Raw genomic sequence first — 18,396 nt, forward strand, 5'->3', positions numbered from 1 at the left:
GTGCAGTCTCGGGGAAAGTGCGCGAAAGTGGCCCCAAGATTCCAGCAGTCTCCCCGAAACCGCACGCCACGGGCCGCGGCGCGCGGCCGCGCGGGGATGTCGGTTGCCGGTCGCGGCGCGTGCGGGTACGGTCGGGGGCGATGTGAGCCGTTGACACCTTCCCGCACCCGCGCCCGAGGCACCGCCCGGCGGGTGATCGAACCGACCTTCCTCGGTGGTGTCAACCATGTCCGCGCCCCTGCTCGCCCATGATCTCGTCCGCACCCTCGGCACGCGCCGGGTGCTGGACGGCGTCAGCCTCACCGCCGCCCCCGGCCGCCGCATCGGCCTGATCGGGGAGAACGGCACCGGCAAGTCCACGCTGCTGCGCCTGCTGGCCGGGGTCGACGAACCCGACGGCGGCACCGTCGTACGCCCCGCCGACCTCGGCTTCCTGCACCAGGAGATGCCGTTCGAACCGGCGGCGACCATCGCCGCCGTGCTCGACGACGCCCTGCGCGAGGCGCGCGCCGACCTGGCCGCCCTCGACCGGCTCACCGCCGAGATCGCCGCCACCGCGCCGGACGCACCCGGCTACCCCGAGCTGCTGGCCGCGTACGGCGAGCGGCTGGACAGCGCCCAGCGGCACGACGCCTGGGACGCCGACCGGCGCGCCGAGCTGGTGCTGGCCGGGCTGGGGCTGGGCGCGCCGGCTCACGACCGTGCCCTGGGCACCCTGTCGGGCGGCCAGCGCGGACGCCTGGCCCTGGCCGCCCTGCTGGTACGCCGCCCGGCCGCGCTGCTGCTCGACGAGCCCACCAACCACCTCGACGACGAGGCTGCCGCCTTCCTGGAGGGGCAGCTGCGCGCGCTGCCCGGCACGGTGGTGGTGGCCAGCCACGACCGGGCGTTCCTGGACGCCGTCTGCACCGACCTGATCGACCTCGATCCGTCGGCCGAAGGCCCGGTCCGCTTCGGCGGCGGCTACACGGCGTACCAGGCGGAGAAGCGCGCCGAGCGGGACCGCTGGCAGCGGCGCTTCGAGGCCGAGCAGGAGGAGCTGACCCAGCTGCGCCGCGCCGTCGACGTCACGGCGCACCAGGTCGCGCCGGGCCGGGCCAGGCGCGACAACGAGAAGATGGGGTACGGCCACACCGCCGGCCGGGTGCAGAACCAGATCTCGCGCCGGGTCCGCGACGCCGCCCGCCGCCTCGACGAGCTGGAACGCGTCCAGGTCCGCAAGCCGCCGACGCCGCTGCGGCTGCGCCCCGGCGGGCTGGCCGCCGCGTCGGCCGACGGGCTGCTGCTGTCGCTGCGCGACGTCGCCGTGCCCGGCAGGCTGCGGCTGGACCGCCTCGACCTGCTCGCCGGTGACCGGCTGCTGGTCACCGGCCCGAACGGGACGGGCAAGTCGACGCTGCTGGCGGTGCTGGCCGGGCGGCTCGACGCGGCCGGGGCGGTCACCCGCCGGCGCGGGCTGACCGTGGGCCTGCTGACGCAGGACACGGCCGTGGACCACCCCGACCGGCCGGTGCAGCGGGCGTACGAGCTGGCGCTGGGGCCCGAGCGCGCGGAGGCCGTACCCCTGCGCAGCCTGGGGCTGCTCGCCCCGCGCGATCTCGGTGCCCGGGTCGGCGACCTGTCGGTGGGGCAGCGGCGGCGGCTGGCGCTGGCGCTGCTGGTGGCCGACCCGCCGGAGTTGCTGCTGCTGGACGAGCCCACCAACCACCTGTCGCCGCGCCTGGCCGACGAGCTGGAGGACGCGCTGGGCACCGGGCCGGGCGCCGTCGTGGTGGCCAGCCACGACCGGTGGCTGCGCCGCCGCTGGGCAGGCCGCGAGCTGCGGCTGGACCGGTAGCGGCGGTCCGTGCCGGGTGGTCGGCCTTGGCCCCGGAAGTCCGGATGCGAGGCCGCGGTCTGGCCCGCTGCGGCGGTGGATTCGCTGGTTGGCGACCGGTTCCCAGGTTCGGGGGCGATGCTGTGGGCATGGCCGACTACGAAGAACCCGAGGTCGTCACGCATCCGGTCAAGCCGCCTCCGGCACCGCCGCCACCGCCCGCGGCCGCGGCCGCGCCGGTCCCGGTCCACCGGCACTGGGCGCTGCCCGCGGTGCTGGCGGGCCTGCTCGGCCTGGTGCTGGGCTGCCTGCTGGGCGCCTGCCTGATCGGCGCCCTCGCGCACATGCACGGCCGCTACGGCGACCGCGACGACTACCGCCACCAGGACCGAGAGCACTACCGGTACGACGACGAGCGGCGCGGCCCCGGCTACCCGGGACAGCCCGGCTACCCCGGCGGCTACGGCTACCCGGGCGAGCCCGGCTGGCGCATGCCGCCCAACCCGCAGGGCCCGCGGATGCCCGCCCCGCAGCAGCCCGCCCCGCAGCAACCGGCCCCGCAGCAACCGTCGCCGTCCCCGTCGGCCCGCTGACCGCCCGGTCGGGCGCGGCAACCGGAGCCTGGGCGGTACGCGCCGATAATGACCTATATGTACGGCAGGACGGGATGGGACGAACGGGAACGGGAGCTGGCCGCGGCGCTGTACGCCGAGATCGACGTCATCCGCCGCGGCACTGAGCTGACCCAGCGGCTGTGCCGGGTCCGCTTCGCGGTCGAGCGCATGGAGCGCGTCCTGGTGGCGCTCTCCGGCCGCGACGGCCCCCTGGCCGCCGCGTGCCAGGCCGCCATCGACGAGGGCAACCTGCGTGCGCTGGGCGACCTGGCCGACGACTTCTGGTCCGATCAGGTGCTCTACCAGGCGCACCCGAATCTGGACGCGGAGCTGGCGCTGGCCGAGCGGCGCCTCGACTGCTTCATGCGCCTGCTGGCGGACGCGGCCGCCCTGGCGGGAGCGCCGCCGAGTTGACGGCTCAGGAAGCCGGGCCGGGCGCGGCTGAACGGGCGTAAAGTGATCAAGCGCAGGAACCGCCCGGATCGCAGCGAGGGGAGCCGGACATCGGCCCGGACGTCACCGACGAGGTCGTCGCGGCCATAGCCGACTGCGACTCGGCGATGCGCGCCTGCAACACGGTCGTCTCGGTGCTCAACGCCCGCACCCGCGCCCCGGTCGACGTCCTGCTCCTGAACGGCGGCCACCTGTCGCTGGTCGCCAGCGGCGGCGCCTGGCAGGCCCCGCACAGCGTGCCGGTGCACTACGGCATCGTCGGCCGGGTGCTGGCCACCGGCCGTACCGTCTCCATCGGCGACGCGTCCATCGCCTACGCCGGCCTGCACCACCGCCGCCCCGTCGGCTCCGTGGTGTGCGCCCCGATCAGCTGCCCGTCGCTGGGCCCGATGGGCGTGCTCAACCTGGAGTTCGACCGGCTGGTGCCGGGGCTCGGCCGCTGGCGCGGGGAGCTGACCGAGATCGCCCTGCGGCTGGGCGCGCGCATCGCCGAACTCGGCGGTCCGCCCGCCGAATCCGGGGCCGAGCGGCTGCTGCGCCACACGCTGGCCTTCGCCGCCGCGCAGGACCGGCGAGTGCTCGCCGAGCTGGCCTGCCGGGCGGCCGTCGAGACCTCCGGGCTGTCCAGCGCGGCGCTGCTGGTACGCCGGGTCGCCGACACCAGCACCTGGCTGTCACCGGATCTCGCCCTCGGCATGAGCTACACCGTCCCCGGGGGCGCGCCGCTGACGGAGCACCTGGCGAAGCTCGACCGGCGCGGGCTGTCGGAGATGATCGACGCGGTGTGCCGCCACGGCGCCTCGCAGACGCTGGGCGACCCGAGCCTGATCGACGCGCGCGGGTTCGAGCAGCTGGTGGACGCGGGGGTGCGCACCCTCATCGCCGTGCCGGTACGGGGCATCGGCGTCAAGAGCCCGCTCGCCGACGCCGCGATGCTGGTGATGGACCAGCTCGCCATCGGGGTCGACCCGACCGTGGTGAGCGTGCTGGAGCTGCTCATGGCCAACGCCGCGATGTGCTACGAGCGCCTCTACCACCTGGCGCGGCTGCGGGATCTGGCCGACTCGGACCCGCTGACCGGCCTGCCGCACCTCGGCCCGTTCACCGAGCGGCTCGCCGCGGCCAGCGCCGGGCGCACCGCGCTGCTGGTGATCGACGTCGACGACTTCAAGCAGGTCAACGACACCCTCGGCCACGCCGCCGGGGACCAGCTCCTGATCCGGCTCGCCGATGCGCTGCGCGACGCGCTGCGGGCCGGGGACGAGGTGTTCCGGGTCGGCGGCGACGAGTTCGTCGCGGTGCTCGACGTGCCCGACGAGGCGGAGGCGGTGCGCATCGCCCGGCGGCTGGCGGCCGCCGCGCACGGCGTCGGGAACGGCATCAGCGTCGGGGTGGCCCTGCGCCGCCAGGACGAGCCCGCCGAGGCGACGCTGCGCCGCGCCGACGAGGCGATGTACCTGGCCAAGGAGGACGACCAGGTCGAGGTGCGGCTGGCGGTCTGAGCCGGCCTAGCCGGTCGGCGGGCCGCCCTGGGGATCGGCCGGGGCGGGCGGGTGCTCCGGCGGCAGCGGGGTGCGCAGCTCGACCAGGACGGCCTTGACGGTGGCCGCGATCGGGATCGCCATCAGCGCGCCGACCAGGCCCAGCAGCCCCGCCCCGAGCAGGCTGGCCAGCAGCACCGCCAGCGACGGCATGTCCAGGCTGCGCTTCATCACCCGGGGCACGATCCAGTAGTTCTCGATCTGCTGGTACACCAGCAGCCAGCCGACGATCCCGACCGCCGTCGGCCACACGCCCGCGGCGATCGCGGCGACGATGCCGCAGACCGCGGTGCCCAGGGTCGCGCCGATCAGCGGGATCAGGTCGGTCACCGCCACGACCAGCGCCAGCGGCAGCGCGAACGGCACCTGGAGCAGCACCAGGCCGAGGTAGGCGACGATGCCGGCGATCAGCGAGATGAACAGGTTGCCGATCATGTACGAGCCGACCTTGTCCACCGTCGTGTCGACGATGCGCCGGGTGCGCTCGCGGTAGCGGTCGGGCGCCATGAGCTGTACCCGGCGCCGCAGCCGGGGCATGTCGGCCAGGAAGTACAGCGACAGCACCAGCACGGTCAGCGCGGCGGCCAGCCCGCCGAGGAACGTCTGGAACAGGCTGAGCAGGCTGGTGCCCAGCCGTTCGGGCACCGACGCGGCCAGTTCGTTGAGCCGGTCGCCGAGGCCGTAGCGGGCGCTCAGCTCGCGGAAGGCCCGCGAGCGCTCGTCGAGGGAGTCGATGTAGCCGGGCAGGTCCGTGCCCAGCTCGCCGGCCTGGCGCGCCAGCGGCGGTCCGATCCCGGCGAGCAGCGCGCCGACGAAGGCGAGCACGGCCAGCAGGATCACGGTAACCGCGTACGGGCGGCGCACGTGGTGGCGGACCAGCCAGCGCACCGCCGGATCCAGGCTCACCGCCACGAACAGCGACACCAGGACCAGGACCAGGATGCCGCGTACCGCCCAAATCGCGGCCAGGCCGAGCCCGACCAGCGCCACCCCGCAGGCGGCGGCCACCGCCCAGCCGAAGACGTCAGACCGGGTGATCCGTCGTCGGTTCGTCACCGAGTGTGGTTTCCCCGGCCGGGCCGCCGCCCAAACGTGGGCGGCGGTGCCGCGGGCCGGGGCACCGCGGCACCGGCCCGGATCAGGTCAGGCAGTAGCCGACCTCGGAGTGGTCGTAGACCCAGGCGCCGTAGGTGCCGATCCAGACCCACTTCTTGATGTGCCAGTAGTGGTAGTCGTACTCCAGGTACCAGGACAGGAACGGGACCAGGCCGGTGCGGGAGCCGACGTACTGCTCCAGCACGGTCGAGGTGGTGCCGGGGCAGCGGTCGGCGTTGCCGCTGGTCGGGTTGAGGTCGGCCGACCAGGCGATGGTGTCGCCGCTGCAGCGTACGACGTAGCTGCGCTGGTAGAGCTCACCGCCGGTCGGCAGCACGACGTGCCAGTAGCGGTAGCTGCCGACGGTGCCGACCAGCCAGAACGTGGTGGGGGTGCCGCCGATGACCCGGCTGTAGCTGCCCGCGGCGGAGCAGGCGATGGAGTCGGGGGCGGCGTTGGCGGCGGCGGGCGCCACGAAGATCGAGACGAGCACCGCGGCGGCGGTGGCGAGGGCGATTCGCAACTTCATACCCGTCGATGCTATGGCTGAGGCCGGCGACCGCCCGCCGCCGAGACGCCATGCCGACACCGCCTCAGCGGATCAGCCCGGCGAACAGGTTGATCGCGCCCGCCACGATCACCACCCCGAACAGGTACGACAGCAGCGAGTGCACGATGATCGTGCGCCGGATGCGCGGATCGCGGATCGCCGTGTCCGACACCTGGTAGGTCATGCCGATGGTGAACGCGAGGTAGGCGAAGTCCAGGTAGGTGGGGTGCGCGCCGGTGCTCGGGCCGAAGTCGATGCCGGTGCTGTCCGGCGAGTACTGCAGGTCGGCGTAGCGCAGCAGGAAGACGGTGTTGACCACCACCCACGACAGCAGGATCGTGACCACCGCCAGCGCGATCAGCGCACCCTTGCGCGGGCCGTGTTCGTCCGCCGCCGAGGGCAGGGTCGCCGCGACGCCCAGGATGCTGCCGACGCTGGCCGCCAGCAGCACCAGCGTGGCCGCGGTGCGGGTGTCGTCCTCACGGGAGGCCATCTCCTCGGTGGCGTGCGCGTCCGAGGTGAGCACCATCGGCCAGACGGCGGCGAGGAAGGCCAGCGCGGTGGCGTCCCAGCCGCAGACCAGGGCGATCCGCCACGTCGCGACGGTCATGACCGTCGCCGCCGTGGCGACCCCGAGGCAGACGGCCGTGAAGGCGCGGCGCAGCGCCGGTGCGTGGCGGCCCATCAGCCGGTGCGAGGCCCTCATGCGCCGCTGACCTGACCAGCCTCACCAGAACGTCTGCGGCCGCGTCGGCAGCATCCGGCGCAGCAGCGGCCGGGCCGCCTCGACCACCACGCGGCGGTCGTAGGTGAGCACGTAGTCGAACGAGCCCTCGTCCCGCTCGGTGCCGAACAGGCCGCCCGCGAAGTCGGCGCCCAGCACGACCACCGTCCACTCACGGGTCAGCGGGTCGTCCTCGGTCAGCGGGACGCCGCTCAGGTCGTCGTCGAGCGTGTCGGCCAGCCCGCCCGCGAACACCGCGGTCAGCGCCGACCGCTCGGCCAGCGGCGCGTACCTCTCGCGGGTCGGCTGGTCGAAGCGGTCCGCGTGCTGGAACGCGGCCAGCAGCACGGGCGGCTCGGTCAGCCGGAGGCACTGGTTCTCCAGGTGGCGGCTGAGGTGGTATAGGTTGTCGCGGTCGGTGCGGTGGACGGGCCGCTGCCCGGCGGCCGCCGTGAACGGCGTGTTCGCCGCCGCGCCCACCGGCACCCGGGACAGGTCGCGGCCCGGCGCGGGCAGCTCCTCCGGCAGCGGCTCGGGCCGGCCGAAGAACCAGCCCTGGCCCAGCGTCGCGCCCATGGCCCGGGCCGTGGCCAGGTGCTGCTCCGACTCGATGCCCTCGGCGACCACCGTCGCCCCGGTCCGCTCGGCCTCGGCGAGCACCGCGTTGACCACGGCCGACACCGTGGGCGTGGTGCGGTCCTGGACGATGGCCCGGTCGAACTTGATCACGTCCGGGCTGAGCAGCGGCAGCATGGCCAGCGCGCTGTCGTCGCCGACGTCCTCCAGCACGACGCGCAGGCCCGATTCGCGTACCCCCGAGATCGCCGCGAGCAGCCCGGCGGGGTCCTCGGCCAGCGACCGGGCCGAGATCTCGACCACCACCTGCAGCTGCTCGGCCGCCGCCTGGAACGTCTCGGCGAGCTGGGCGGGGGCCGGGGTGGCCAGCGCGGCCGGTTCGGTGTTGACGAACAGCGGCACGTGCGGCGGCAGGCAGGAGGCGATGGCGGCCCGGCACACCGCGGCGCGGCAGATCCAGTCCAGCTCGGCCAGCCGACCCGCCTTGGCGCCCTGCCGGAACAGCCGCTCCGGCGTGGCGAAGGCGGTGCCGGAGGGCCCGCGGATCAGCGCCTCGAAGCCGACGGTGTCGCCCGTGCCCAGGTCCACGACCGGCTGGAACACGGGGTAGAGCGCGGCGCGGGAGATGACCGCGTCGAACTCGGCCTCCGAGGATCGACCCTCGGCCATAGACGACTCCCCAGGGGCGTGCCCGCCCGGTCGGCGACAAAGTTGATCTTTCTTGCGGTGCTCGTGTCTCAGGGTAGTGGGGGGTTCGTATGGTTTCGGGGAAAGTGCGCGAAAGCGCCGCATTATTCGTGCACTTTCCGCGAAGCCGCACGTCGCGCGGCGGGTGCGGGGCACATACCGACCGGTCAGTATTGACAGGGCGGCGCCTGCGGGGTGGGATCGGAGGCGTCACCGGCCGGACTCCTGGGAGATGCCGCAGATGAGCCACTACCGCAGCAACGTGCGCGACCTCCGCTTCAACCTGTTCGAGGTGCTCGGCACCGGAGCCGCCCTCGGGCACGGCCGGTTCGCCGAGCTCGACGGGCAGACGGCCGCGACGATGCTGGACGAGGTCGACCGGCTCGCCACCGGCGTCATCTCCGACTCGTACGCCGACGGCGACCGCAACCCGCCCCGCTACGACCCCGCCACCTACTCGGTGACCATGCCCGAGTCGCTGCGCCGGGCCTACCGGGCCTACATGGACGCCGAGTTCTGGCGGCTGGACCTGCCGGTCGAGGCGGGCGGCACCGCCGCGCCCCGGGCCCTGTGGTGGGCCCTGATCGAGCTGGTCCAGGGCGGCAACGCACCCGTCTACATGTACGGCGGCGGCCCCGCCTTCGGCGGCCTGCTGCACACCATGGGCACCCCGGACCAGCGCCGCATCGCCGAATACATGATCGAGAACGGCTGGGGCGCGACCATGGTGCTGACCGAGCCCGACGCGGGCTCCGATGTCGGCGCCGGGCGCACCCGCGCGGTCCCGCAGCCCGACGGCTCCTGGCACATCGAGGGCGTCAAGCGGTTCATCACCTCGGCCGAGCACGACATGGCCGACAACATCATGCACTTCGTGCTGGCCCGGCCGGTGGACACGCCCGGCGCGGGCGGCCCGGGCACCAAGGGGCTGTCCATGTTCCTGGTGCCCAAGTTCCACGTCGACCCGCAGACCGGCGAGCTGGGTGAGCGCAACGGCGTGTTCGTCACCAACGTCGAGCACAAGATGGGCCTGAAGGTCTCCACCACCTGCGAGCTGACGTTCGGCGCGCACGGCGTGCCGGCCAAGGGGTGGCTGGTCGGCGACGTGCACGACGGCATCGCGCAGATGTTCAAGGTGATCGAGTCGGCCCGGATGCAGGTCGGCGTCAAGGCGATCGCCGCCCTGTCGACCGGGTACCTCAACGCGCTCGACTACGCCCGCCAGCGGGTGCAGGGCGCCGACCTGACCCGGATGACCGACAAGACCGCCCCGCGCGTCACCATCGACCACCACCCCGACGTGCGCCGCATGCTCATGCTGCAGAAGGCGTACGCCGAGGGCCTGCGCGCGGTCTACCTCTACACCGCCGACTGGCTCGACCGCGGCCACGAGCTCGGCGCCAGCGTGAACGACCTGCTGCTGCCCATCGTCAAGGGCGTGGGCTCGGAGCGGTCCTACGAGCTGCTGTCGCTGTCGCTGCAAACCCTCGGCGGCTCCGGCTTCCTGCAGGACTACCCGATGGAGCAGTACCTGCGCGACACGAAGATCGACACGCTGTACGAGGGCACGACCGGCATCCAGGGCCAGGACTTCTTCTTCCGCAAGGTGGTGCGCGACCGGCGGGTCGCCTTCGACCTGGTCACCGGCGAGATCGACGAGTTCGTGAGCGGGCTGGAGCAGCGCGGCGAACTCAAGACCGAGGCCGCCGCGCTGCGCGAGGCGCTGGCCGAGGTGCGGGCCATGGCCGCGACCATGCTCGGCTGGACGCGCGACTCCGCCGAGAGCCCGACCGAGATATACCGCGTCGGTCAGAACACCACCCGGCTGCTGCTCAGCTTCGGCGACCTGCTCATCGGCTACCTGCTCACCAGGCAGGCGGCCGTGGCGGGTGCCGCGCTGGCCGCGGGCGGCACCGAGACCGCCTTCTACACCGGCAAGCTCGCCGTGGCCCGGTTCTTCGCCACCACCGTGCTGCCGGAGCTGTCCGCGCGGCGGGCGGTGCTGGAGCGGACCGACAACGCCCTGATGGACGTACCGGCGGACGCCTTCTGATGGACGACGCGCGCTCGCGCCTGGTCGCCGCCGCCATCAGCGTCTTCGCCGAGGCGGGCTACGACGGCGCGTCCGTGCAGCAGGTCGTCAACCGGGCCGGGGTCACCAAGGGCAGCTTCTACTACTACTTCCCGTCCAAGGAGGAGCTGCTCTTCGAGATCTACGGCTCGGTGCTGGCGGCGCAGCTCGCGGGTTTGGAGGCGATCCTGGCCCGCGGGCTGGCGCCGGAGGCGGCGCTGCGCGCGATCGTCGCCGACGTCGTGGCCAGCACCGCCGAGCACATCACCGCCGCCACGATCTTCAGCCGGGAGTCCAGCCGCCTGGACCACGCGCACTGGCAGACCCTGCGCGACCGCTGGCGCCGCTACCTGGACCTGGTCCGCGAGGTCATCCGCGACGGGCAGCGGCGCGGCGACTTCTCCGCCGAGGCGTCCCCCGAGACGATCTCGTGGATGATCTTCGGAGTCACCACGAGCATGCCGACCTGGTACCGCGCGGACGGCCCCAAGACCCCGGCGCAGATCTCGGCCGAGATGTGCGCGGTGGTCTTCACCGGCCTCACGCGCGGACCAGCAGCTCCGGCGTGAGGTCGGCCAGGGACGCGCACCCGGCCAGGGCCATGGTCAGGTCCAGTTCGGCGCGCAGGTTCCGGATCACCTCGCGTACGCCCTGCTCCCCGGCCAGTGCCAGGCCGTAGAAGTAGGGGCGGCCCACGCACACCGCCCGCGCGCCCAGCGCCAGCGCCTTGACGACGTCGGCGCCGCCGCGCACGCCGCTGTCGAACAGCACCGGCACCCGCCCGCCGACCGCGTCCACGATCCCGGGCAGCGCGTCCAGCGAACCGGTCGCGCCGTCGACCTGCCGTCCGCCGTGGTTGGACACGATCACACCGTCCATCCCGGCGTCGAGGGCCCGGCGGGCGTCGTCGGGGTGCTGCAGGCCCTTGAGCACGATCGGCAGCTTCGTGCGCGCCCGCAGCCGCGCCAGATCGCCCCAGGTCAGATCCTGGCGCGAGAAGAGGTCCAGGAACGTCTCCACGGCCGCCCTGGGCAGCGGCGACACGAGATTGCGCAGGGTGGGGCCCGGATGGCGGCGGGCGATCGAGACCAGCGAGCCGATCGCCGCCGGGGTGACCCGCGGCGCCGGGCCGGTCTTCGGCTGGGCGGCCCGCTCGGCGGCCAGCCGCCGGAACACCGGATCGCTCGTGTACTGCGCGATGCCCTGCCCCCGGCTGAACGGCAGCGACCCGAGGTCCAGGTCGCGGGCGCGCCAGCCCAGCAGCGTGGTGTCGAGGGTGACCACCAGCGCCTCGCACCCGGCCGCCTCGGCTCGCGCCAGGAAACTGCCGACCAGCTCCTCCGACCGGCTCCAGTACAGCTGGAACCAGCGCGGCGCCGCGCCCGTCGCCGCCGCGACCTCCTCCATCGGCCGCGACGCCTGCGTGGACAGGATGTAGGGGACTCCTTCGGCGGCGGCCGCCCGCGCCACCGCGACGTCGGCCCCGGTGTGCGCCAGCTCCAGCACCCCGATCGGGGCCAGCAGCAGCGGCGATTCGAGCCGCCGACCGAGCAGCTCCACCGAGGTGTCCCGGGCCGACACGTCGCGCAGCATCCGGGGCACGATCCGCCACCGGTCGAACGCCGCGCGGTTGGCCGCGTCGGTGGACTCCATGCCGGCACTGCCCGCCGCATAGGCGTACGCCTTGCGCGACAGCATCCGCTCGGCCCGCTCCCGCAGTGCCGGGTAGGCGGTCGGCACCGCCGGGGTCCGGCCGCTGACGCCGTCGCGGTAGACCGCGCCCTGGCGCTGCCTGCCGAAACCGCCGCCGGGCAGCGCCGGGTCGGTGGGAGAGGGGTCGGTCATGGCTGTTCCTCGCTGGCGGCGGGTGGGGCGGTCATGGTAACCGGGGCAGTACGCAGTAGGCGACCGTCGCGTCGTCGGGGGCCGCGCCACCTGGGCGGCGCTCGGCCTCCCGTACCCGGTCGACGACCTCGGCCGGGCCGTGCGTGCCGAGCAGGCTCAGCACCTCGGGCCAGTCGGCCAGGGCGTACCGGTCGGCGATGCGGCTGGCCCCGTTGCTGAGCAGCGCCGCGGCGGTCAACCCGGTCACCGGCAGGCTGCCGGTGACCGCCTCGGCGGCCGCGCCCGGCTCGTCCTTGGCCACCCAGAAGCCGCCCGGGTGGTTGCGGTTGGCCCGCATCACGGACACCCCCTCCGCCCGCACCCGCTCGTACGCGGCCGAGCCCGGCTCGTGCGCGCCGAGCGCGTCCAGCAGCGGCTGCCGGAACTCCACCTCCCGCCGGTCGGTGACGACCAGGGGCTCGCGGCCGATCCGGTCGAGCAGGATCACACTGTCGCCGAGCAGCAGGTATTCGACCTGTTCGGCGTCGAAGCGCAGCATGGCCACGGTGGCCGACGGGCTGCTCGGGTCGGTCACGTCGCAGGTGTCGCGGTGCGCGTCGGTCAGCTCGCCGATCGCCTCGGCCAGCAGCTCGGCCAGGTCGCGGCCGTCGTCGACCGACAGGCGGTGCAGCAGCGCGCCGCCCAGGCGGTGGGTGTACCAGGCGACGCCGTGGCGGCAGATCGCCTCGGCGCCCCGGATCCCCGCCCCGTCGAGCAGCACCACGGCGTGCGCGACCGCCCCGGCGAAGTCCTCATTGACCCGGCCGGGCTCCTGGCCGCTGGTCGCCATGCCCACCTGTACGGCCGCTCCCGCGCGCCGCCGCCCGGGACCGCCGGGTCCAGACACGTCGTACCCCTCTCCGCACGTCGAGGCGGAGGTGAGCATACCGTCGATGTCTCGCCTGACAGGCACCCTCGGTTCGGGTAAATGTCCGATTACAGTAATATGTTCCGAATGGACCTTACGGGGGAATATGTGCCGGGTACCTGGGCGAGCTCGGCGAAGCAGGTCGCCGCGTATGAGGCCAGCGACGGTGCCAAGGGCAACAAGCTCATGGGCAAGCCCGTGGTCATCGTGACGATGCGGGGCGCCAGGTCCGGCAAGATCCGCAAGACCCCGCTGATGCGCGTCGAGCACGACGGCAGCTACGCCCTGGTCGCGTCGGTCGGCGGAGCCCCGAACAACCCGGACTGGTACCACAACATCGCGACCAACCAGACGGTCATGCTGCAGGACGGGCCGGTACGCAAGGAGTACAAGGCGCGCCTGGTCAGCGGGGCCGAGCGGGACCAGTGGTGGCGCCGGGCCGTCGAAGCCTTCCCGACCTACGAGTCGTTCCGGAAGAAGACCGGCCGCGAGATCCCGGTCTTCGTCCTCGACCCGTCCTGAGCCGCGTCCGTCGGACCCGGCCCCTATCCTGTGCCGCATGGAGCTGCGATTCGAGGGCGAGATCTGGTTCTGGCGGGGCCCGGCGCCGTGGCACTTCGTCACCGTGCCGGACGAGCAGTCGGCCGCGCTCGAAGCGGCCTCGGCACAGGTGACCTACGGCTGGGGCATGATCCCGGTCACCGCGCGGATCGGCGCGACCGACTGGACCACCTCGCTGTGGCCCAAGGACGGCGGCTACCTCGTCCCCGTCAAGGCCTCGGTGCGCCGGGCCGAGCGGCTGGAACTGGGCGACACGGTCACCATCCGGCTCGGCGTCGACATCTGACGCGGCCCAGGATAGCGGCCGGGTGTCGTCATCGGACATCCGGTCGGAGTGACCTGTTCAACCCGCGCGTTCATTGACGTCGCCGCCTGTCGGCCCACACCATGGACCGTGGCCTCGATCCAGTTCGGGGCCACTGTGCGACGGGAGAGGCAGTGGAGCAGCAGGGCGGCATGCAACGCGGCATGCAGCGGCCGGGCCAGGACATGCCCGTGCCGGAGGGGGCAGCCCAGCGGCTGGCCGTGGTGGCGGAGTCGGCGGCGGGCGAGACCCGCGTGGCGGCGACCCCGGCGACGGTCAGAGCGCTGGTGGACCTCGGGTACGAAGTGGAGGTCGAATCCGGCGCCGGTGCCCGGGCGAGCTTCGCCGACGAGGCGTACACCGCCGCCGGCGCGAAGATCTGCGACCGGGACGAATGCTGGCAGGCCGACGTCATCGTCAAGATCGACCCGCCCACGCCCGACGAGATCGCCAGACTGCGCCCTGCCACGACCCTGATCAGCCTCATCGGCCCGGCGATCCGTCCCGAGCTGGTCGACGCCCTCGCCCGGCGCCCGGTCACCGTGCTGGCCATGGACGCGGTGCCGCGCATCTCCCGGGCCCAGTCGATGGACGTGCTCAGCTCGATGGCCAACATCGCGGGCTACCGGGCCGTGGTCGAGGCCGCGCACGCGTTCGGCCGCTTCTTCGCCGGCCAGGTGACCGCGGCCGGCAAGGTCCCGCCGGCCAAGGTCCTGGTCGCCGGGGCCGGGGTCGCCGGGCTGGCCGCGATCGGCGCCGCCAAGAGCCTCGGCGCGATCGTCCGCGCCACCGATCCGCGCCCCGAGGTCGCCGAGCAGGTCCGCTCGCTGGGCGGTGACTTCCTGACCGTCGCCGCCGCGCAGGAGTCCAGCACCGACGGCTACGCCAAGCAGACCTCCGCCGAGTACGACCGCCGCGCCGCCGACCTCTACACCGAGCAGGCCGCCGACGTCGACATCATCATCACCACCGCGCTGATCCCGGGCCGCCCCGCCCCGAAGCTGATCACCGCCGAGCAGGTGGCGAGCATGCGGCCCGGCAGCGTCATCGTCGACATGGCCGCCGCCCAGGGCGGCAACGTCGCGGGCACGGTCGCGGGCGAGGCCGTCGTCACCGCCAACGGCGTCACCATCATCGGCTACACCGACCTGGCCGGGCGCCTGGCCACCCAGGCCTCGCAGCAGTACGGCACCAACCTGGTCAACCTGATGAAGCTGCTCACCCCCGGCAAGGACGGGCGGCTGGCGGTCGACTTCGACGACGTGATCGTGCGCGGCATGACCGTCGTGCGCGACGGGGAGAAGACCTGGCCCCCGCCGCCGGTGCAGGTCTCGGCCGCACCCGCCGCGGCCCCGCCCGCGCCGCAGCCGGCGGCCGTGCCCGCCCGGAAGCCGTCGCGGACGTACACGCTGGTCGGAGTGGCCGCCGCCGGGCTGTTCGCGGTCACCGCGTTCGCGCCGCGCGAGTTCGCCGGCAACTTCACCGTCTTCGTGCTCGCCGTGGTCATCGGCTACTACGTCGTCGGCAAGGTGCACCACGCGCTGCACACCCCGCTGATGTCGGTCACCAACGCCATCAGCGGCATCATCGTGGTCGGCGCCCTGCTGCAGATCGGCCACGGCGACCCCACCGTCACCGTGCTGGCCTGCGCGGCCATTCTGCTGGCCACCATCAACATCGTCGGCGGGTTCGCCGTCACCCGGCGCATGCTCGGCATGTTCTCGAAGGGCTGATCACACCATGACCGCCGCCACCGCGGTGCAGGCCGCCTGCATCGTCGCCGCTCTGCTGTTCATCCTCAGCTTCGCCGGACTGTCCCGGCACGACAGCGCCCGCGCCGGGGTCGTCTTCGGCATCAGCGGCATGGCCGTCGCTCTCATCGCGACGGTCGCGCTCGCCTCCCGCAGCATCGACGCCACCGCCGGAGCCGTGCTCGCCGCCGCCATGCTCGTCGGCGGTGCGATCGGGCTGTGGCGCGCCCGCGTCGTGCAGATGACCGGCATGCCCGAGCTGATCGCCATCCTGCACAGCTTCGTCGGCCTGGCCGCCGTGCTGGTCGGCTGGAGCGGCTACCTGGAGGTCGAGGCCGCCGACCACACCGAGCTGGCCGGGGCGATGCTGCGCATCCACCACGGCGAGGTGTTCGTCGGGGTGTTCATCGGCGCCGTCACATTCACCGGCTCGATCGTGGCGTACCTGAAGCTGTCGGCGCGCGTGTCGTCCAGCCCGCTGATGCTGCCCGGCCGCAACCTGCTCAACCTCGGCGCCCTGGCCGGATTCGCGGTGCTCACCGGCTTCTTCGTGGCCGGGCCGACACTCGGGCTGCTGATCGGGGTCACCGTGCTGGCGCTGGCACTGGGCTGGCACCTGGTCGCCTCCATCGGCGGCGGCGACATGCCGGTGGTGGTGTCGATGCTCAACAGCTACTCCGGCTGGGCCGCGGCGGCCTCCGGCTTCCTGCTGAACAACAACCTGCTCATCATCACCGGGGCGCTCGTCGGGTCGTCGGGCGCGTACCTGTCGTACATCATGTGCCAGGCCATGAACCGGTCCTTCATCTCCGTCATCGCGGGCGGGTTCGGCATCGAGGCCGGGCCGGCCGACGACACGGACTACGGCACGCACCACGAGACCAGCGCGATCGAGACCGCGGCCCTGCTGGGCGACGCGACCTCCGTCATCATCACGCCGGGGTACGGCATGGCCGTCGCCCAGGCGCAGGGGCCGGTCGCCGAGCTGACCCGGCTGCTGCGTGCCCGGGGGGTGCAGGTGCGCTTCGGCATCCACCCCGTCGCGGGGCGGCTGCCCGGACACATGAACGTGCTGCTGGCCGAGGCGAACGTGCCGTACGACATCGTCCTGGAGATGGACGAGATCAACGACGACTTCGCCAGGACGTCCGTGGTCCTCGTCATCGGCGCCAACGACACCGTGAACCCGGCCGCGGCCGACCCGGGCAGCCCCATCGCCGGGATGCCGGTGCTGCGGGTGTGGGAGGCCGAGCACGTGGTCGTGTTCAAGCGGTCCATGGCCGCCGGGTACGCGGGCGTGCAGAACCCGCTGTTCTTCCGCGACAACACCTCGATGCTGTTCGGCGACGCCAAGGCGCGGGTGGAGGACATCGTCCGGGCCCTCGGCCCGGCGGTGGCGACCCAGCGCGACGCGGCTGAGCCGGAGCGCAAGAAGGCGCTCGCCGGAGTCGGCTGAGCCCGGATTCCCTCATCCGGGCCCGGCCGCGGGCTATCGTCGAGCACATGGCCGAATCGGTGTGGGACTACCCGCGTCCGCCGCGCGTCGAGCACGCGCCGCGGCACATCGTGGTGACCCACGCCGGTCAGGTCGTGGTCGACAGCCGGGACGCGGTGCGGGTGCTGGAGACGTCGCACCCGCCCGTGTACTACGTGCCGCCCGGCGACGTCCGGGTGCCGCTGCGCCGCCTCGACCACGCGTCGTTCTGCGAGTTCAAGGGCGCGGCGACGTACTGGGATGTGACCGTGGGCGACGAGGTGGTGCGCCGGGCGGCGTGGTCGTACGAGCGTCCCGCGGCCGGATACGAGCAGCTGGCCGGGCTGCTCGCGTTCTACCCGTCGAAGTTCGACCGGTGCACCGTCGACGGCGAGCCGGTGACGGCGCAGCCGGGCGACTTCTACGGCGGCTGGATCACCGCCGACCTGGTCGGCCCGTTCAAGGGCGCGCCGGGCACCATGGGCTGGTGAGCGACGTGCCTTCCGTGATGTCCGGGCTGGTCCTGCTGCACGGATACGGCGACGACCGGGACGGGCTGCTCGCGCTGGCGGAGCTGCTCAGCGCCCCGGACCGGCTGGTGGTCGTCCCCGACGCGCCGCAGCCCAGCCCGGTCGGCGGCCGCCAGTGGTGGCCGCTGGACGGCGACGACCGGCCGACCTGGGCCTGGCACGGCACCCCGGCCGCCCCCGGCCCGCGCCACCGGGGCGTCGAAGCCGCCCGCGCCCGGGTCCTGGAACTGGTCACCGACCTGCGCCACCGGTACGACGTACGCCAGGTGTCCCTGGCCGGGTTCTCGCAGGGCGGCATGCTGGCCTTGGACGTGGCGCTCGGGCCCGGTTCCGGTGTGGACCGGGTCGCGGCGCTGTCGGCGGTGCTGCTCGCCGACACCGAGCGGCACCTGGACGACGGCGGCCGCCCCAGAATCCTGCTGGCGCACGGCGAGTCAGACGACCAGATCCCGTTCGCGGCGGGGCAGAGCACCCGCGACCTCCTGGCCGGGCACGGGCACACCGTCGACTGGCTGCCGTTCCCCGGCGGCCACGACATCCCCGACGAGGTCGTCTGCGCGCTGGCGGCGTTCCTGGCGCTGTGACCGCCGCGGTCAGGGCGGGGTCGGGCGGCTCTCCGCGATCGCCGTCGTGTCGGAGGATGTCGCGGCAGGGCTTCTTGACGCGGGTCGTGGCGGCGCATACGGTACGCGCGACAACCGAATATCTCGCTGAACGAACCACGGCGGGAGAGTCCCGGCACCACCGGGACGCCGAAGGAGCAACTCTCCCCGGAATCTCTCAGGCCCATGTACCGCCGCGGCGAGGCGAACTCTGGAAAGTCGGGACCCGACGGTCCCGCGCCCACGGTGCAAACCGTCCTGTGACGGTGAAGCTCTCAGGCTCCGATGACAGAGG

General features: G+C 73.4%; 18 protein-coding genes and 1 riboswitch. Of the genes, 12 read left to right on the forward strand and 6 right to left on the reverse strand.

Annotation, left to right across the window (positions count from 1 at the left end; all coding sequences use genetic code 11):
• Positions 1 to 226: 226 nt before the first annotated feature.
• The 4 genes from QEZ54_RS23780 (at position 227) to QEZ54_RS23795 (ending at position 4,385) form a co-directional block, all read left to right on the forward strand.
• Complete coding sequence (locus QEZ54_RS23780) at positions 227 to 1,837, forward strand: ABC-F family ATP-binding cassette domain-containing protein (RefSeq protein ID WP_281306929.1); 1,611 nt, start codon at positions 227 to 229, stop codon at positions 1,835 to 1,837.
• Positions 1,838 to 1,965: 128 nt separating this feature from the next.
• Positions 1,966 to 2,409: a hypothetical protein gene (locus QEZ54_RS23785; protein ID WP_281306930.1), complete on the forward strand. Its 444-nt coding sequence runs from the start codon at positions 1,966 to 1,968 to the stop codon at positions 2,407 to 2,409.
• A 57-nt stretch (positions 2,410 to 2,466) separates the two neighbouring features.
• A complete protein-coding gene (locus QEZ54_RS23790; RefSeq protein ID WP_281306931.1) occupies positions 2,467 to 2,844 on the forward strand; it encodes a hypothetical protein in 378 nt (125 codons plus the stop codon).
• A 146-nt stretch (positions 2,845 to 2,990) separates the two neighbouring features.
• Positions 2,991 to 4,385, forward strand: coding sequence for a GGDEF domain-containing protein (locus tag QEZ54_RS23795; protein ID WP_281306932.1), 1,395 nt, complete (start codon positions 2,991 to 2,993; stop codon positions 4,383 to 4,385).
• Positions 4,386 to 4,391: 6 nt separating this feature from the next.
• Here the strand turns inward: QEZ54_RS23795 and QEZ54_RS23800 are convergent, their stop codons facing one another.
• The 4 genes from QEZ54_RS23800 to QEZ54_RS23815 form a co-directional block, all read right to left on the reverse strand.
• A complete protein-coding gene (locus tag QEZ54_RS23800) occupies positions 4,392 to 5,480 on the reverse strand; it encodes an AI-2E family transporter (protein WP_281306933.1) in 1,089 nt (362 codons plus the stop codon).
• An 82-nt stretch (positions 5,481 to 5,562) separates the two neighbouring features.
• A complete protein-coding gene (locus tag QEZ54_RS23805) occupies positions 5,563 to 6,048 on the reverse strand; it encodes a hypothetical protein (protein ID WP_281306934.1) in 486 nt (161 codons plus the stop codon).
• Between the two features lie 64 nt (positions 6,049 to 6,112).
• The gene (locus tag QEZ54_RS23810; protein ID WP_281306935.1) at positions 6,113 to 6,775 is read right to left on the reverse strand and encodes a DUF1345 domain-containing protein; all 663 of its coding nucleotides are present in this window, start codon (positions 6,773 to 6,775) and stop codon (positions 6,113 to 6,115) included.
• Positions 6,776 to 6,796: 21 nt separating this feature from the next.
• On the reverse strand, positions 6,797 to 8,038 hold the full coding sequence (locus QEZ54_RS23815) for an EAL domain-containing protein (RefSeq protein ID WP_281306936.1): 1,242 nt from the start codon (positions 8,036 to 8,038) through the stop codon (positions 6,797 to 6,799).
• A 259-nt stretch (positions 8,039 to 8,297) separates the two neighbouring features.
• Here QEZ54_RS23815 and QEZ54_RS23820 point away from each other — a divergent pair, with 259 nt between their 5' ends.
• Both QEZ54_RS23820 and QEZ54_RS23825 read left to right on the forward strand, forming a co-directional pair.
• The gene (locus QEZ54_RS23820; RefSeq protein ID WP_281306937.1) at positions 8,298 to 10,109 is read left to right on the forward strand and encodes an acyl-CoA dehydrogenase; all 1,812 of its coding nucleotides are present in this window, start codon (positions 8,298 to 8,300) and stop codon (positions 10,107 to 10,109) included.
• Complete coding sequence (locus QEZ54_RS23825; RefSeq protein WP_281306938.1) at positions 10,109 to 10,696, forward strand: TetR/AcrR family transcriptional regulator; 588 nt, start codon at positions 10,109 to 10,111, stop codon at positions 10,694 to 10,696. The genes QEZ54_RS23820 and QEZ54_RS23825 overlap by 1 nt, the downstream gene beginning before the upstream one ends.
• Here the strand turns inward: QEZ54_RS23825 and QEZ54_RS23830 are convergent.
• Positions 10,668 to 11,972 carry an alpha-hydroxy-acid oxidizing protein gene (locus tag QEZ54_RS23830; RefSeq protein ID WP_281306939.1) on the reverse strand — a complete coding sequence of 435 codons (1,305 nt, stop codon included), beginning with the start codon at positions 11,970 to 11,972 and terminating at the stop codon, positions 10,668 to 10,670. The two genes, QEZ54_RS23825 and QEZ54_RS23830, sit on opposite strands and share 29 nt — an antisense overlap.
• Positions 11,973 to 12,003: 31 nt before the next feature.
• Positions 12,004 to 12,801, reverse strand: a complete 798-nt coding sequence (locus QEZ54_RS23835; RefSeq protein ID WP_281306940.1) for a protein phosphatase 2C domain-containing protein — start codon at positions 12,799 to 12,801, stop codon at positions 12,004 to 12,006.
• 165 nt (positions 12,802 to 12,966) lie between these two features.
• Here QEZ54_RS23835 and QEZ54_RS23840 point away from each other — a divergent pair, with 165 nt between their 5' ends.
• The 6 genes from QEZ54_RS23840 (at position 12,967) to QEZ54_RS23865 (ending at position 18,083) form a co-directional block, all read left to right on the forward strand.
• Positions 12,967 to 13,401: a nitroreductase family deazaflavin-dependent oxidoreductase gene (locus QEZ54_RS23840; protein ID WP_281306941.1), complete on the forward strand. Its 435-nt coding sequence runs from the start codon at positions 12,967 to 12,969 to the stop codon at positions 13,399 to 13,401.
• A gap of 37 nt (positions 13,402 to 13,438) precedes the next feature.
• On the forward strand, positions 13,439 to 13,726 hold the full coding sequence (locus QEZ54_RS23845; protein ID WP_281306942.1) for a DUF1905 domain-containing protein: 288 nt from the start codon (positions 13,439 to 13,441) through the stop codon (positions 13,724 to 13,726).
• 203 nt (positions 13,727 to 13,929) lie between these two features.
• Positions 13,930 to 15,477: a Re/Si-specific NAD(P)(+) transhydrogenase subunit alpha gene (locus QEZ54_RS23850; protein ID WP_348650564.1), complete on the forward strand. Its 1,548-nt coding sequence runs from the start codon at positions 13,930 to 13,932 to the stop codon at positions 15,475 to 15,477.
• 7 nt (positions 15,478 to 15,484) lie between these two features.
• A complete protein-coding gene (pntB, locus tag QEZ54_RS23855) occupies positions 15,485 to 16,951 on the forward strand; it encodes a Re/Si-specific NAD(P)(+) transhydrogenase subunit beta (protein ID WP_281306944.1) in 1,467 nt (488 codons plus the stop codon).
• A gap of 47 nt (positions 16,952 to 16,998) precedes the next feature.
• Positions 16,999 to 17,460, forward strand: coding sequence for a DUF427 domain-containing protein (locus QEZ54_RS23860; protein WP_281306945.1), 462 nt, complete (start codon positions 16,999 to 17,001; stop codon positions 17,458 to 17,460).
• Positions 17,457 to 18,083, forward strand: a complete 627-nt coding sequence (locus QEZ54_RS23865) for a hypothetical protein (RefSeq protein WP_281306946.1) — start codon at positions 17,457 to 17,459, stop codon at positions 18,081 to 18,083. Before QEZ54_RS23860 ends, QEZ54_RS23865 begins: the two co-directional genes overlap by 4 nt.
• A gap of 131 nt (positions 18,084 to 18,214) precedes the next feature.
• Positions 18,215 to 18,305: riboswitch (glycine riboswitch) on the forward strand.
• Positions 18,306 to 18,396 lie beyond the last annotated feature (91 nt).

The sequence above is a fragment of the Catellatospora sp. KI3 genome, from assembly GCF_029948125.1.
Taxonomy (GTDB): Bacteria; Actinomycetota; Actinomycetes; order Mycobacteriales; family Micromonosporaceae; genus Catellatospora.